This window comes from Hyphomicrobium sp. (genome assembly GCF_009026145.1).
In the GTDB taxonomy this organism is placed as follows: Bacteria; Pseudomonadota; Alphaproteobacteria; order Rhizobiales; family Hyphomicrobiaceae; genus Hyphomicrobium_A.
Genome location: NZ_WBUE01000004.1, coordinates 21,437 through 37,289, shown reverse-complemented (window position 1 = coordinate 37,289; position 15,853 = coordinate 21,437). Strand labels below are relative to the sequence as shown.

Below are 15,853 nucleotides of genomic sequence, written 5' to 3'. Positions count from 1 at the left end.
AGGCCTGATGCACGGGCGGCGTGGTCGCTTCTTCGCCCGCCCGTTCACTCAGTTTGCTGCGGCTGGCTCTGATCCAAGCTTGCATGTCGACCGAGCTCGGCACGCATGCGCTCCTTATCGAGCGCTCCCTCCATCTTGGCGACAACGACCGTGGCAACGCCATTGCCGACCAGGTTCGTCAAGGCGCGCGCCTCGGACATGAAGCGGTCGATGCCGAGTATGATGGCCATCGCATTGACGTCTATGGTGCCGGTGGAGGAGAGCGTTGCCGCGAGCACGATGAAGCCTGATCCTGTCACGCCCGCCGCGCCCTTCGAGGTCAAGAGGAGAACCCCGAGGATTCCGAGCTGCTGCGCCAACGACAAATCGACATTCGTCGCTTGTGCCAGAAACAGCGTCGCCATCGTCAGGTAGATGCAGGTGCCGTCCAGGTTGAATGCATAGCCCGTTGGGATGACCAGCCCGACGATGGATTCATCGCAACCCAGCCGCTTCATGCGCGCGATCATGCGCGGCAGCACGGATTCCGACGACGACGTCGCGAGCACGACGAGCAGCTCGTCCTTGATGTAGCGGATGAACTTGAAAATGCTGAAGCCGGCGCACCAGGCTATGGGGCCGAGGACGAAGAGCACGAAGACGATACACGTCAGATAGAACGCCCCCATCAGGGTTGCGAGCGAGCCAAGCGTCGACAGGCCGTATTTTCCGATCGTGAATGCCATGGCGCCGAAGGCCCCGATCGGTGCTGCCTTCATGATAATGCCGACCACGCCGAAGAGCGCGTGCGATGCTTGATCGATCATGTCGAGCATCATCTTTCCGCGTTGGCCCATCGCCTGCAGGCCGAAAGCGAAGAGGAGCGCGAACAGCAGGATCTGCAGAATGTTGCCGTCGACGAAGGCGCTGATGGCGGTCGTAGGAATGATGTTGAGCAGGAACTCGATGCTGTTTTCTCCGTGCGCCTTGGTGACGTAGCTGGCGACCGCGGCTGCATCGATCTGGCTCGGATCGACGTTCATGCCGTCGCCGGGACGAAGAATATTCGAAACGCCGAGGCCGATGACGAGGGCAAGCGTCGTCACGATCTCGAAATAAACAAGGGCTTTGATGCCCGCGCTCCCGACGGCCTTCAAATTGGACATCGATGCGATGCCATGCACGACCGTGCAGAAGATGATCGGCGCGATGATCATCTTGATCAGCTTGATGAAGGCGTCACCCAGCGGCTTCATCTGCACGGCTAGCGACGGATAGTAGTGGCCGAGCAGAATGCCGATCACGATGGCAGTCAGCACCTGCACATAGAGGTGGGAATAGAACCGCCTCTTGGTTGATGCGCTGGGCAACTCATTGTCCAGCGGCGCCGCGACCAACATCGTTTCGAACTCCCCCGAAGCTTCGGCTTTTCGCAAAAGCATAAGTCAGTTCTTGGCCGAGAGCGGAGTCTCTTTGAGCGGGCGGGTGCGATTTATTGCGATCGCCGCGCCCACTCTTCAGAGAAGGTTTTGATCTGTTTCGCAACTTGGATGAGTCATCGCGTTTCGCGTTTGCGCTAACGCGAGCAGACGGCACATCCTGCGTGAGTTCAGCATTGCAGTGCGTTGTTTCATGTTATCCGTAGCAGCGCCGCTCTTGACCGATCGATGCGTCGTCCTGTTCATCGCATCTTCGAACCACATCCGCGGTCCGCGCCCGTTTGCCTGCAATCGTGGGGAGCGAAGACCTTGCCGGCGATAGTAGAGTCGTTAACGCTACCGCAGCGTAGCGATGTCGCTGAAATCCATGAGATGAGACATCCGAATGCGGCGGCCGATGAACACACCGCACGAGCAATAGAATGAACCTCAAAGCGCTACGCGCATTCCAACTCATCGTCGAGGGCGGCTCGCTTACGGCGGCCTCAAAGAGCCTGGGCCTTAGCCAACCCGCCGTCAGCCGCCTCATCGCACTGCTCGAGGAAGAGCTCAAGCTTCTGCTCTTCAACCGGTCGGGCCGCACGCTGCGCGTGACCGACAAGGGCGCCGCATTCTATGTCGCGACGCGGCACATATTGACTGGATTGAGAGAGATTCCGCGCATCGCCAAGGAAATCAACACGAGCGGCAAGCAGCTCAAGGTGATTACGACGCCGCGCATCGCTCAAGGTCTTATGTCGCCAGCCATCGCTCGGCTGCGGCGCGCCAACCCCGACCTGCGCTGCTCGGTGGATGTACTGTCGCGTTTCGATATCGACAACCTCGTCGGTCTACGCCGCTTCGATCTCGCCATAGCCTCGCTACCGGTCACTCACGCCTTGGTCGAGCTCAAGAATCAACCGCTGTTCCGCGTGCGCCTGGAAGCGGTGATGCCCAAGGATCATCCCTTGGCCGCGCGCACGCGCGTCACGGCGGCTGATCTTTCCGGAGAGAATCTGCTCGGCCTGTGGGAGGACCAGCTGTGGCGTCAGCAGATGAACGACTTCATGCGCTCGAACGGCGAGACCGGCCACTATGCCGTCGAGACCCGCTCGTCATTGATGGCGTGCCAACTGGCTATCGACGGTGCCGGCATCGCCGTCTTCGATCGCGTGAGCTCGCGCGGTCTAGACCTCAGTGGCGTGACCTTCCGCCCGCTAGAGCCCGAGCGCTGGATTGCCTTCGGCTACGTGCATCACAGCGATCAGAAGCCATCCGGAAACGCCACGGTCCTGATCGACTGCGTGCTGGAAGCGCTGGCGGAGTTTAGAAAGCAAAGCGCCGAAAACGCCGCCGCAGTCGAGCTGCTCCCCGACGCGTAAGGTTAATGCCATCTGTGATGCCGCAGTCACACGCGGAAAAATTCGCGCGGCAGCTCCCGTCTTTGCGGTGTCTCATAACACGCTGAAATATTTGTCGCTTCTGGCGACGAATGCATAATCCTGAACGACTCTTTCGCTAATTCGTATCCCGTCTGCGAGAGCTTCACCGCACACTCCCGATCAAACGCGATGCGGTGTGTTCGAAGCGCGTCGTGAAAAAAGTGCGTTGCGTAGGGAGTGAGTAAATGTGGGGTGCGTTCGGTTGCGTACCGAATTGGCGTTCGGCGCTCGAGTGCGGTGTCAGTTGCATCCTGTGTCGCTCAGCCGTCCTGATAGCCGCCTCCGTCGTCGCTCTGTCGCTTTGGCTATCAGCGGCACGCGCAGATGGAGGCGACGTCAAAGAGAGCGATACGGTCGCCAGTGATAACACTGTGGTCGGCGATGACGGCGATGCGGTCGACGGGGATCCTGCCTCGATAGCGGCAAAGTACGAGCCGCGCGCTGCCAAGGGCGCGCCGTTCACGATCGAGGGGCTGGTGCTCGCACGCGACAAGATCGGCAATTTCCCGCTAACGACGCTGGGCGACGGGGGCCCGACGACCTTCGTGAAGTTCGATTCCTCCGAACTCGAGGGTGATGACTTCGCGCCTGGTATTCGGGGCACTCTGCAGGGCTCGATCTTCGATCAGGCCATCGAGCTGTCGGCCTTCTACATCAATCCGATCGGTATCGAGCGGACGAAATTCGACCTCGGCCAAGGGAATGCCAACCCCGCCGATACCGATATGATCTATGACAACGCTCCCGGAGCCGACGTCAGCTCGGTCAACTCGGATGATATCTATGGATTGGTCGCGCACCATGAGACCGCGCTGTACGGCGCCGAGGTCAACGCGATACGGCCGTTCGGTATCCCCGGCCTTCTCGTCGGCGCGCGCGGCATCTTCTTCGGTGAGACCTTCAGCACCACGACGATCGACACGCCAAACGATGTGCCTGGTGGATCGAGCACGGCGCGCGATCACGTAACCATCGGAACCGACAATCGGCTGGTCGGTCTGCAGCTTGGTCTGCAGCACATGTTCGACTTGAGCGACGGCCTGCGGGTCGGAGGCAGCATCAAGGCCGGCCTTTACAACAACTACGTCGATCGCAACCGAACCTTTCTTTCCGAGAACCGCCCGGACCTCAGAAGCTTCGAGAGGAACGACAGCGACAATGTCTTTGCACAGGCGGTGGAGTTCAATCCGCGCATCGAGCTCAAGCTTTCCGATAGCGTATTCCTCACCGCCGCCGGAACGTTCATGTGGCTCAACAATGTGAGCACGGCGTTGCCGCACTATAGGACGGTCACTGATCTCAATGGCGACCACGACGTGCGGGCCAACGATGACGTCTTCTTCTACGGCGGCTCGCTCGGACTGACCTTCCAGCTCGATGCTCCATCAGCCGCGAGCGGCGGCCTGCTGGCCCGCACGGACGAGGCAGCATACGCCTCGGAAGCCGACGTCGAGGATCGGATTGGCGACCTCAAAGACAGCGCGGCGCTGAAGGGCAATCGTAAGGTCTCGCTGGAAATTTCCGGCTCTATCAACCGCATGTTCCTGGCATGGGACGACGGAGAGGACCAGGATGTCTACGTCGTCGACAACACGGCGGCCAGAAGCCGTTTCGAGTTCAGGGGAGCGGTCAAAATCGCGCGCGGCTGGAGTGCCGGCTACATACTCTCCGTCGGCCTCGACGACACGGCGGCCAACGACGTCGATCAATTCACCGCGCACGGCGAAGAGCAGATCGAGACGCGCCACTCGGCATGGTGGGTGCGGAACAACCAGCTCGGCACGATGACCGTCGGTTACACTTCGACGGCGACCGACAACATCATCCACAAGGATGTCGGGGGCATCATGGCGGGCGCCGCCAACATCGCCACGATCGGCGGCAGCTTCCTGGTTCGCCGCGCCGGTTTCTACGAGCAGGGCGACGATGCGCTCGTCAACTCAGGAGCATTTACAACGACCTTGAATGACTTTTCGGCCGGGGCGAGCGTCGACACCCTGCGGCGCAACAACATTCGCTACGATGCGCCGCGCATATCCAGCCAGTGGGGGAACTTCGACGCGTCCGTGGCCTGGGGCGAGGATGATTTCTGGGATGCTGCCCTCGAGTACGGCATCAACTACAACGACTGGAAGTTCCGCTTCGGCGCCGGATATCTGCACGACACTGACGAAGGCGGCCGCGCCAATAGCAGCCGCGACCGGGAGGAGTACAAAGGGTCGGCGAGCCTTCTGCATATTCCGAGCGGACTGTTCGGAACGGTCGCCTATGTCCACCGGATGTTCAACGGTTTCGACGCTGCCACCCCGCAGGCGGTATTCGGCGAGAACACCGTGGGGCTCGTAACGCCGCCCGGCAGCAACCGCCCGCCGATCGACTATCTCTATACGGCGGCCGGCATGCGGCGCGGGTACTGGTCGATGGGCGACACATCGGTCTACGGTGAGTTCGCCCGCGTCGATGACGCCATCACGGGGCTGCGCGAGGCTGGCTTGCGCGAGGTCACGGACAGCACCCTCACCATGGTCGGCGCCGCCGTCTCGCAGGACATCACGGCGGCCGGCATGGATGTCTATGCGGGCTTCCGCGTCTACAGCTTCGAAACTGAGGGAGTTCAGCTGCGTAGCAACGTCCCGACGCCAACCAGCCCGGTACCTCTCACCGATCTCGTGTTCGGCTACGCCGGCACGCGCATCAGGTTCTGATCAGGATCCTGCCGGAGGACAGATGCGTAACAGAATGCCCATTGACCGATACCTTGGAGAGCGGCGCATGTTCAGCGCGATAAGGCTTCGCACGGTTCTTCTCTTGGCCGCGCTCCTATGCGGAGCGGCCGCATCCCATGCCACGGAAAGGGCGTTCGACGCCAGCCGCGGCGAACGCATGCCGCTGGGGGATGGTTCATTCGAGGTCGTCGATGTGCCGCGCGGGCCAGTGACGATTTACACGTACCGTCCCTCGTCAGCGACGCGCAACAGTCCCATCTGGGTCGTAATGCCGGGCCTGCGACGCGAAGCCCATCGCCACCTGGCGTTCGACTATTACGACACCTGGCGGCCGCTCGCTGAACGCTACGGCGCAATTCTGCTCGTGCCTGAGTTCACGGCGGAGAAGTGGCCGGGCCCATGGACGTACAACCTCGGGAACGTGCGCAGCCAGCGCCTGCAGCCCAAGCGCTGGACCGAGACCAGCTTCTACGTTGTCGAGCAGGCTTTCCGCATGGCTGCGAGCAGCCTCGGCAGCTCGCGCCGCCGGTTCAGCATGTTCGGGCACGGTGCAGGATCGCAGTTCATCCAGCGATATGTCCTGCATTCGGGCTGCCGGATGATCGACCGCGCGGTGTCGGCGAACCCCGGCTGGTACATGCTGCCCGACAACGAATACAAATATCCCTTCGGTCTGCGCGGTGCTCCGATCAGCGAGGCGACTTTGCGTAGCGCCTTTGGCTGCAACTATACGCTGTTGCTGGGCACCGCCGACGTCAACTATGCCGGCCTGCGCAACGAACCCGATGCCCTCGCACAGGGTAAAACGCGTTATGAACGCGGGCGCTTCTATTTCGATCGGTCGAGGCGGGTTGCCGAGCGCATGGGGGCAGCGTTCAACTGGCAGCTCGACGAGGTGCGCGGCGTCGGCCATGAGGCCGCCAGGATGGCGCCTGCCGGTGCTGCCATTTTAGCCGGACGCGCGCTGCCGGACAGCTGATCGCGCCGCGCGGCGGCGGCGAGGACGAGAAGAGCTCGATCGAAACTCCGATTGGGGCCGGCCATGGCTCGGGCAAGCCGATGAGCGCTACGCTGTTGCGATCCTTGCTGCTCGCTCTGTCGCTCGCGGCGGCCGCCGTAGCGGCGGTGGCCAGCGATCCCTCGCTCTCCGATGACCTCGAGCTGGATGGCCGCGGCGGTTCCGTCGAGGCCGTCTTCGACCCCGATCAAACCAACCAATACGTGCTCGACATCGAGGCCGCCCTGGCGCGCGCGCAGGCAACCCACGGCGCCATCCCGCGCTCTGCCGCGGACGAGATCTCCCGCAAGGCGAACGTCCGCTTCGCTTCGCGCGACAAGATCGCTGCCGAACGGAAGATCGTTCACCATCGCATGGTGGCGCTCATCAACGTGTGGAGGGAATCGCTGGATGCCAGTGCCCGCCAATACGTTCACTACGGCGCCACCACGGTGGATATATACGACACCGCGCTCACCCTGCAATTGCGCCGCTCTGCGCTCATCCTCATCGGACACCTGCGCGAGATCGAAAGCATTCTGATCAACACGGCGCGCTCCAATCAGGACGCCATCATGCCCGGCCGCACGCTGGGCCAGCATGCCCTGCCGATCACGTTTGCAAAGAAGGTCAGCACTTGGCTGGCGGAAAACCGCAGGAACATAGAGCGCCTCAAGCGCGTGCTCGGCGAATTGGAACAGTCAGCCATCCTGAAGGGCGCGGTCGGCACCTACGCCGGCCTGGGTCAAGAGGCGATGGCGATCGAAAAATCGTTCGCCAAGGAGCTGGGACTGCGGCCGCCGTACCCTGACGACTGGCATGGCTCGCGCGACGTCTACGCCAACTACGCCTTGACGCTGGCGCTGATCGCCAAGTCCTTCGGCGCAGTCGGACAGGAGATCTTTCTGCTGCAGACCACCGATATCGGCGAGGCCGACGAGCCGCGCGATCGCAATTCCATAAGCAGCAGCTCGATGGCGCAGAAGGTGAACCCAAACAAGTCGGAGACGCTCATCCAGGCGGCGCGCACCATTCCGCGCTTGGCGGAGGTCATTCTCGATGATGTCGTGAACTTCTTCGAGCGGGACAACACGTCCGGACCCAATGCAGTCCTCGAGGAGATCTCCGTCAAATCGGAAGCCAACCTCATGGTCGCGAGGGCCCTCCTCGAGCAGCTCGAGGTCAATCGCCCCGCAATGCGCAAAAACCTCCACAGGACGAAGGGATTCATCATGGCGCAGCGGGTGGCATTTGCACTATCGCCCGCCATGGGGAAGGAGCAGGCCGACAAGCTGGTGCACGGCATCATCTATCGGGCGATGGAGATGAACGTCGAGTTCCGCCCCGCCTTGCTCAGCGATCCGACTGTTTCCAAGCTGCTTTCGCCGACGGAGATCGACAGGCTTCTGCAGGCGGAAGGCTATCTCGGACTGGCGCGCGATTCCGTCAACGCCGTGATTGGCCACGCCGAGGCGCTGCGTCGAACCGATCCCGTGAGCGAACGTCGAGCCGGCCGGTAGTCCGGATGAGGGCAACATCGGCGAGACAAAGTGGCGGAAGGGGTGGGTGCCTAACCGGCTGCAGATTGCTGTGGCCCCGCAAGCCGCTAGCTTCTTCGGTGTCTAATCACTCGTCCTTGAGGCCCTCGTGGAACCGGCGGGCAAGCCACAGGGCTGGGAAAATCCCGAACACCGATCCTACGAGCCCCGCGACCACGAGACCGTATATTCCGTAGGGCGCCATGGCCGGAATGGTGATGGCAATGAAGGCCGAGTTGATGGCGAACGCCGGCCCCATCAACGCAAAGCAGAACAACAGCAGCCCCAACCGCACCGCGTGCTTCGCGGGGCGCCCGGCTACAATGCTTCCGCTCTTCGGCATGCATCAGCCTCCTGAGCCGAACGAATAGAGCGCAAAGCTGAGGACCAGAAAGAGCCCGATTGTCAGGTCGAAGGCACGCGTCCAGAACCGAGAGCCCGCGAGTCCAAGGTAGCGCGTCAGGATCACGCGCGCCTTGAGACCGGCCAGACTTAGGACTCCAATTGCTGCGAACGTCGCACCGCGTCCCGAGACGTCGGCGGTCGCGAGCAGCACGGTCCCGAGGCTCAGGGCGAGGAGCGCTACCCAGGCTTCGAGGAGGTCGCGGGCCGGCATCAGCTCACCTCAAGACGTAGATGATGGGAAACAGCAGCACCCAGACGAGATCAACGAGGTGCCAGAACGCGGCGGCGGCTTCCATGTTGCGCACGCTGTCTGCCCAGGCGACGAGCCCGAGCACGATGAGTCCTGCCACCACGTGCAGCGCGTGAAAGCCGGTTATCAGGTAGTAGAAGGTGAAGAATGGGCTCGTCTCGATGTCGATGCCGAGCGACGCCTTGCTGGCATACTCGAACGCCTTCACGATCAGAAACACCACCCCGAGGCTGCCGGCGGCGAGCAGCCAGAGGCGCGCGGCCTTGCGCCGCTCGGCCTCTCTGGCGCGGACTGCGACAGCAGCGCAGAGCCCGCTCGTCACGAGCACGATGGTATTGATGGCACCCGCGCCCTGATCGAGCAAAGCCTGGTCCGCCGCAAATCTTCCCGGATCTGCGATGCGTACGCTGAGGCAGGCCAGCAGTGCCGCGCCGAACACTAGGAGCTCGCTCGTGATCAGCACCCACATCATAAGCTCGCCGGGCAGCTCCGACAGAACGTCGGAGCCATCCGCCGCAGATCGCGTGTGCACGGTGCTGCTCATCCGTGGACCAGGTGGCGATAGAGATGCGGAAGCGCCGTGGTCAGCCTCTCAGGATCCGGAATGACGACGTAACCGCCCTTGCCAAAGATTCGACTGAAGGTCGCTTGCGATTTGCTGTCGATAGTGACGCCGAAGACCGATTGCCCGCGACGCCGCGCCTCACGCACCGCCATGTGCGTGTCCTCGATGCCGTAGCGCCCCTCGTAATGGTCAATGTCGTTGGGCTTGCCGTCCGTAAGCACGAGCAGCAGGCGGCGCTGGCGCGGGCGCTCGGCAAGCTTGCTCGAGACATGGCGGAGCGCGGCGCCGAGCCGCGTGTAGTGCCCCGGCCGGAGACCCGCGATGCGCGCCTCGACAGCGGAGCCCATGGGCTCATCGAAGCCCTTGCAGGTCTGGACGAATACGCGGTCGCGGCGCCGCGACGAGAACGCGTCGATGGCCGTGTCGTCGCCGCAGGCGTCGAGCCCCCAGGCGAGCGCGATCAGCGCTTCGCGCGCGATGTCGATAACTTGCCGTCCCGCCACATAGGTCTCCGTGGAGCGGGAAGCGTCGAGCAGGATGGAGACGGCAAGGTCGCGCTCCTGACTGCGGCTCGCGATATATACGCGGTCGGAATGCTCGCCTGTCGTTGCAAGGTCGACGCGCGCCTCGATCGCGGCCGCAATGTCGATATCGTGCCCTTCGATCTGCCTCGTGAGCTGGACGCGTTTCGGCCGCAACGACTCGAACTGGCGGCGCACGCTGCGTATCCGGCGCCGCGTGCGCGCACTGTCGGGCGTCTCCAAAATTTCCGTCGCTGGCTCGGCCTTGCCGGCCAGAACCCGGCAATAATCCGGCAGGTAAGCACGCGTGCGATGATCCCACTCGGGATAGACGTGACGCCCCGCGAGCCGTTCGAACTCGACCTCTTCCGGCGACAGATCGAGGTGCAGCCTGAGGCGCGTGCGCGCGCGTTGCGGCACTTGCGCGAGACCGATTTCATCCTGGTCGTCGGCGGCCTTCCTGGCGTTGTCCTCGTCGTCGTCATCGACCCGGCGATTTATGTTGAGGAGCTCCGCCCAGGAGAGGATGGCCTCGAACTTGTGGAGAATGAGACTGTCCCTGCGCGCCGCCTGGTCGGAGGGCTTGCGCGACGCCCTGAACGTGCCCGGTTCGGCATTCGCAGGTGTCGACGCCGCCTCGTGCGGCGCCTCCTCGCATACGGTCCTGCCCCTCTCGGAGAGGGCGCGCAGGTCCGGCCACAGCAGCACGGGCAGGAACGGGCGGTAGCCACGCGGCGCCGAGAACGCCGAAAGATCGGCCGCCTGGCCGCGAACCGCCGCCGAAAGCGCCGCCGCCAGATCGTCCTTCGGCGGCGGGGCGCCGAGCAGGTGAAGGATGGTCGCCTCGACGGCGGCCTCGGCACAGGGCAGGCGCCGTTCGGGTCGCCGCTCCCGCGTCTCAAGGGCGAGCGCCGCATACGTCCGGCGCAGGCCCGGACATTCGGCGAGGGTATCGCGCGTCATCATCTGCGCCGCCTGCAGCATGCGGATGTCGGCCCTCAGCGGATCGCGCTCGGTCTGCGGACGGCGCGCGAAGACGGCGGTAGCCGCGAGCCAGAGGTAGAGGGCGATGTTCGCCTCGCGCTCGGAAAACGCCGCGATGCGCTCCGGCAGACGCAGCGTCTCGCCGTCGAAGCTCGGCGCCGCGAGGCGCTCGGCACTGCGGCCGAGCGCACGCCGCCACGACAGTCGGTGCGTAGAGGCCTCGGCCGTCGCTACCTTGATCTCAACGTCACGCGCTCCGCCGAGCCCGCGAAAGAGAACGCCGAGGCGTCCGCGCGTCCCCTCGAGCGTTGCTGCCGCATCCTCGAACAGGCTCGGAGCATCGAGCGCGTCGATAAGGGAATGCCACAGCTTCCCGACGCTCTCCTCCGGCTCCCAGGGCTCGAACTCGACCGCCGGCATCCGACTCAGCTCACCCGTAGATCGTCGAGACGAGATCGCGCAGCCCCTGCTTGATGTCTCCCTCGTCGCTCAGCGGCTCGATCAGCGCCACCTGAACCGCGCGGTCGATCGGCATGCCGCCCTGGATCAGGCCGGCGCAATAGACGATGAGGCGTGTCGAAACGCCCTCCTCCAGATCCTGCCCCTTGAGGGCGCGCAGCTTGCCGGCGAGCCGCACCAGCGGCGCGACGCGCTCCTTGCCGAGCCCGCTCTCGCGCGCGACGATCTCGATCTCCCGCTCCGGTGCCGGGAAGTCGAAGTCGATGGCGAGAAACCGCTGCCGGGTGGATGGCTTCAGCGTCTTTAAGATGTTCTGGTAGCCGGGATTGTAGGAAGCAACGAGCATGAATTGCCCGTCCGCCTCCAGCACCTCCCCGGTGCGTTCGATCGGCAGCATGCGGCGGTCGTCGGTCAGCGGGTGCAGGACGACGGTCACGTCCTTGCGGGCCTCGACGACCTCGTCGAGGTAGCAGATCGCGCCCTCGCGCACGGCGCGCGTCAGCGGCCCGTCGACCCACTCGGTCTCGCCGCCCTTGAGCAGAAACCGTCCGATCAGATCGGCGGCCGAGAGGTCGTCATGGCAGGCGACCGTGTAAAGCGGCCGGCCGAGGTTTGCCGCCATGTGCGCCACGAAGCGGGTCTTTCCGCAGCCCGTCGGCCCCTTGAGCAGGAGCGGAATTTGCCGGTGGTATGCGGCCTCGAAGACAGTGCATTCGTCGCCCTGGGGGAGATAGAAGGGGGCCGAGGCCCCCTCCTGCGCGCGTTGAACAGCTTGCATCGATGTCTACTCCGCCGGCGACAGTTGCGGCGTCGGGGAGCCGGCCCCGATGATCTCGCGGCGCGGCACCAGCGTGGCGAAGATGAAGAGGAGAGCGCCGAGCACCACCGCCACTCCCGCGCCGAAGCGCATGTAGTGGAACAGCATGATCTGGTCTTGCACGTCCATATAGGGCTGCCCCATGACGCGCTGGAGATGCGTCTGGATGGTGCCCGCGAAGGTGAGCACGAAGGTCATGAACGCCATCCCGCCTGCCATCAGCCAGAAGCTCGCCATGATGAGCACCTGATTGTACGGATCGCGGTTCCTCAGCATCGGAAATGCATAGGTGAAGATGGCGAGGTTGAGCGAAACGTAGGCGCCGAAGAAGGCGAGATGCCCATGCGCGGCGGTGATCTGCGTGCCGTGCGTGTAGAAGTTGATGCCGTGCAGCGTATGCAGGAAGCCCCACACGCCGGCGCCGAAGAATGCGAGAGTCGTGCAGCCGAGCGACCACAGCAGCGCTGCCTTGTTCGGATGCTCGCGCCGCCCCTTCCAGACCATGACGAAGCTGAACGCCATCATGAGGAAGAAGGGAACGACCTCCAGCGAGGAGAAGATCGAGCCGATCCACTGCCAGTAGCCGGGCGTCCCGATCCAATAGTAGTGGTGACCGGTGCCGAGGATCCCCGAGAAAAGCGCCGTGCCGACGATGACATACAGCCACTTCTCGACGATCTCGCGATCCACGCCCGTAAGCTTCAGCATGAGATAGGCGAGGAGCGAGGCCATGATCAGCTCCCACACACCCTCGACCCAGAGATGGACGACGTACCACCAGTACATCTTGTCGACGCTGAGGTTGGGCGGGTTGTAGAAGGCGAACAGGAACAGGAGCGCAAGGCCCCAGAGTCCGATGAGCAGCACGTTGGTGATCGCCGTCTTCTTGCCGGCGAGCACGGTCATCGAGATATTGTAGAGGAACATCAGCGCCGCGACGACGATGCCGATCTTCACCCACAGCGGCTGCTCCAGGAACTCCCGGCCGTCCTTGCCGAGCAGGATGTTGCCGTGGAACAGGTCGAATACGTAGGTGACGACGGCGCCGAGCGTGCCGACCAGCAGGATCGCGAGCTGCAAGTAGGCAATCTTCGGTGAATAGATCTCGTGCTCGGACTCCTCGGGTATGATGAAGTACGCAGCGCCGAAGAAGCCAAGCAGCAACCATACGATCAGCGCGTTCGTGTGCAGCATCCGCACGATGTTGAACGGCAGCACGTCCGACAGCGTGTTCGGAGATATGTAGATCCAGCCGGCCAGCAGTCCGCCCGAGACCTGCACGAAGAACAGGGCGAGCGCGGCGGCGAAGTAGGCGAGGGCAATCTTCTGAGTCTGGTATTTCATGGCATTGTTCTCCGTGCGTCCGCGTCAGCCGGAATCCTTCGGGGGCCAGGTCTGGGTGTTGGTCTTGTCCGCCCAGATGAGGAAATCTGAGAGGCCTCGAATGTCCTCGTCCGACAGGTGGAAGCGCGGCATCTGCCGCCGTCCCGGAGTTCCGCTGGGCTGGGCTTCCAGCCAGCCTTTGAGCGCCTGGAAGGCGTCTTCGGGCGAATCGACCACGCCCCAGCGGGTCATGACGTTTCCGACCTCGGGGGCGAAATAGGCGCCCTCTCCATGGATGGTGTGGCAGTTGATGCAGGCGTTCGCCTCCCACACGCGCTTGCCGCGCGCGACGGAGTCCGTCAGCGGCACACCCGCGGTCGACTTGGCGACCACGTAGTAGTGGCTGTGGGCCGTGAGCCCGACGAAAATCAGAATGAAGAACAGTGACCCGCCGTAGAAAATATTCCGGGCCATGGCTTTCGTCATGACTTCGCGCATTTTCGATTGTCTCCGCCAAGGGGCAACGGAGCGAAACTGTGGCGCGAAGCACCCAGACGCCTTGACGAAAGACAAGTGCTCGTCAGCCGGCAGACGCGACGAAGCGGCGCACGGACCTCAGTCTCGCGCGCCCTCGGCAAGAAGCGACAAGCCGGAGAAATCACGGACGAGGACCTTCTGGCGCCCACACTCGACGAGACCCTGCGCCTCCCAGGAGCTGAGGATGCGCGAGACCGTGTGCAGGGTCGTCCCCGTCATCTCGGCGATGTCCTGACGGGAGATCGGAAAGGCGATCTGGACCCCGCTCGCCTCCTTCCTGCCCGCCTGCAGGGAGAGGCGAAGAATGGCATGGGCGATGCGGCGCTCCACCTCCTGCGTCGACATCTCCCGGATGCGCGTATGGGCGTCCTCGAGCTGCCGGCCCATCGTCTGGATGGCGCTGACGGCGATAGTGCCGTTCTGCTCGATGAACTGCGCCCAAAGCTCGCTGGGCCAGGCGAGGGCGACGCTATCCGTCACGGCCGTTGCCGTGCCGGGGTAGTCGGGGCGCTGCAGTGCCACGGCGAATCCGAACAATTCGCCGGGATGCACAACCCGGACGATGACCTGCTGGCCATCTCCCGTAACCTGGGTCACCTTGAGCCGTCCGCTAACAAGCAGATAGAAGCTGTCCGCGTGCTGGCCCTGCTTGAATACCGTTTCACCCTGAAGCACGCGCCGTGCCGACGCAAGGTTCAGGAACGTGTCGACGTCGGCGTCGCTCATCCTTTCGAATAAGGGGAGCGACCTGACGACGGTCGGGTCTATTTTCACGACCAGGCGGCCTCAGCGCGATTGGTCTTGAAAACCTACCATGGCGGGAAGAGTCGAGAAAGAAGAGCACCGGCCGCGCGGAGCGCCCTGGCGTCGCAGTCCGGCCCCCTAGGGTAGCAGGACTCACCCTCGCAAGGCCCTGAGAAGCGGCGCATACCACCGCGTGTCCTTGACGAGGCGGAATCCTAAGTTGTCGGGTGGGGCGCCAACCGCACAGGCGCCGCCCTTTGGATTACGGATGAAGAAGACCATCGCTGCCCGATGCTGCCCTGACACGAAATGGATACCGCAGGAGGACGTGTCAACCGGATCGACACTGTCGGGAGCGGTGCGGCGATAACAGGTCGTGGTCCATTCCCAGACGTTGCCCGCAAAGTCGGCCAGGCCGAACTCGTTCTCGCCGAAATGCCCGAGCGGTTTCGGCACCGAATCGCGGGCCGCACTGCGCGCCGTCTCGCGGCGGTACCTCTCGAGCCAGCGGTCGGCAGGATTGGAGCTCTCGGTACCCAAGGCGTCGTCCGGAAAGCGCGAGCCGGCGGCGAACGCGAGCTGCTCGTCCGTCGGCAGCGTCCAGACCTCGCCGGTCTCCCGGCTGAGCCATGCCGCATAGGCTTGCGCGTCTTCGAAGTTGACGCCCGTCGCCGGCACATCGTTCTCATCCGGCGTGGAGAACTCCGGCTCAGGGGCCGCGCAAGCGCCATCCTCGACGCAGCGCGCATAGTCGGCCTTGGAGACCTGATACTTCATGATCGTGAGCGGGTGCGTCGCTGAGATGGTCAGCAGCGGTCCGTCGACGGCATAGCCGTCGCGAGTGTATTCGCCGGGGGCTCGGTAGCTGAACGTACGCGGCGCTACGATGATCGTTTGCGGCGCCGCGGCAACGAGGCCATCCGGCGCGCCGCCGACGAAAGCCGCCTTGAGCGCAAGCACACCGGCGATGAGAGCAAGCAACGTCGGCGCAACTATGAGTGCCCACCATGCCTCAGATCTGGAGGAAATCGTGGCCATGAAGGCCTCCTTGTGCGTCTCCCGAACGTGCAGGGGTCAGCATCGGCGCCGGCGAATGTGAGGGCTGGGTTCCACGGAAAGGCGCGCCGCTCGGAAAGGCGCGCCGCTCG

General features: G+C 63.6%; 14 protein-coding genes. 4 read left to right on the top strand and 10 right to left on the bottom strand.

The genetic code is table 11. The features are described from left to right. Positions 1-44: 44 nt before the first annotated feature. Entirely contained in the window at positions 45-1,379 is a 1,335-nt protein-coding gene (locus F9K20_RS04760; RefSeq protein WP_290997942.1) for a dicarboxylate/amino acid:cation symporter, read from the bottom strand. A 461-nt stretch (positions 1,380-1,840) separates the two neighbouring features. On the opposite strand from F9K20_RS04760, the gene F9K20_RS04755 reads away from it, so the two are divergent. From F9K20_RS04755 to F9K20_RS04740, 4 genes are all read left to right on the top strand, one after another. Then, positions 1,841-2,779: a LysR family transcriptional regulator gene (locus F9K20_RS04755; RefSeq protein WP_290997938.1), complete on the top strand. Its 939-nt coding sequence runs from the start codon at positions 1,841-1,843 to the stop codon at positions 2,777-2,779. Positions 2,780-3,210: 431 nt separating this feature from the next. Continuing rightward, entirely contained in the window at positions 3,211-5,544 is a 2,334-nt protein-coding gene (locus tag F9K20_RS04750) for a hypothetical protein (RefSeq protein WP_290997935.1), read from the top strand. A 103-nt stretch (positions 5,545-5,647) separates the two neighbouring features. Further along, positions 5,648-6,544, top strand: a complete 897-nt coding sequence (locus F9K20_RS04745; RefSeq protein ID WP_290997931.1) for a hydrolase — start codon at positions 5,648-5,650, stop codon at positions 6,542-6,544. 80 nt (positions 6,545-6,624) lie between these two features. Next, the gene (locus F9K20_RS04740; protein WP_290997928.1) at positions 6,625-8,082 is read left to right on the top strand and encodes a lyase family protein; all 1,458 of its coding nucleotides are present in this window, start codon (positions 6,625-6,627) and stop codon (positions 8,080-8,082) included. A gap of 106 nt (positions 8,083-8,188) precedes the next feature. On the opposite strand, the gene F9K20_RS04735 is transcribed toward F9K20_RS04740, so the two are convergent. From F9K20_RS04735 to F9K20_RS04695, 9 genes are all read right to left on the bottom strand, one after another. Beyond that, positions 8,189-8,443, bottom strand: coding sequence for a hypothetical protein (locus tag F9K20_RS04735; protein ID WP_290997925.1), 255 nt, complete (start codon positions 8,441-8,443; stop codon positions 8,189-8,191). A 3-nt stretch (positions 8,444-8,446) separates the two neighbouring features. Beyond that, entirely contained in the window at positions 8,447-8,716 is a 270-nt protein-coding gene (locus F9K20_RS04730) for a cytochrome C oxidase subunit IV family protein (RefSeq protein ID WP_290997923.1), read from the bottom strand. A 4-nt stretch (positions 8,717-8,720) separates the two neighbouring features. Continuing rightward, a complete protein-coding gene (locus F9K20_RS04725) occupies positions 8,721-9,287 on the bottom strand; it encodes a cytochrome c oxidase subunit 3 (RefSeq protein WP_290997920.1) in 567 nt (188 codons plus the stop codon). A gap of 8 nt (positions 9,288-9,295) precedes the next feature. Next, on the bottom strand, positions 9,296-11,245 hold the full coding sequence (locus F9K20_RS04720; RefSeq protein ID WP_290997917.1) for a VWA domain-containing protein: 1,950 nt from the start codon (positions 11,243-11,245) through the stop codon (positions 9,296-9,298). Positions 11,246-11,255: 10 nt separating this feature from the next. After that, on the bottom strand, positions 11,256-12,062 hold the full coding sequence (locus tag F9K20_RS04715) for a CbbQ/NirQ/NorQ/GpvN family protein (RefSeq protein WP_290997914.1): 807 nt from the start codon (positions 12,060-12,062) through the stop codon (positions 11,256-11,258). 6 nt (positions 12,063-12,068) lie between these two features. Further along, positions 12,069-13,445, bottom strand: a complete 1,377-nt coding sequence (locus F9K20_RS04710; RefSeq protein WP_290997910.1) for a cbb3-type cytochrome c oxidase subunit I — start codon at positions 13,443-13,445, stop codon at positions 12,069-12,071. 24 nt (positions 13,446-13,469) lie between these two features. Then, on the bottom strand, positions 13,470-13,922 hold the full coding sequence (locus F9K20_RS04705) for a cytochrome c (protein ID WP_290997908.1): 453 nt from the start codon (positions 13,920-13,922) through the stop codon (positions 13,470-13,472). Positions 13,923-14,039: 117 nt separating this feature from the next. Continuing rightward, a complete protein-coding gene (locus tag F9K20_RS04700; RefSeq protein WP_290997905.1) occupies positions 14,040-14,735 on the bottom strand; it encodes a Crp/Fnr family transcriptional regulator in 696 nt (231 codons plus the stop codon). 123 nt (positions 14,736-14,858) lie between these two features. After that, a complete protein-coding gene (locus F9K20_RS04695) occupies positions 14,859-15,743 on the bottom strand; it encodes an SUMF1/EgtB/PvdO family nonheme iron enzyme (RefSeq protein WP_290997902.1) in 885 nt (294 codons plus the stop codon). Between the last annotated feature and the right edge of the window lie 110 nt (positions 15,744-15,853).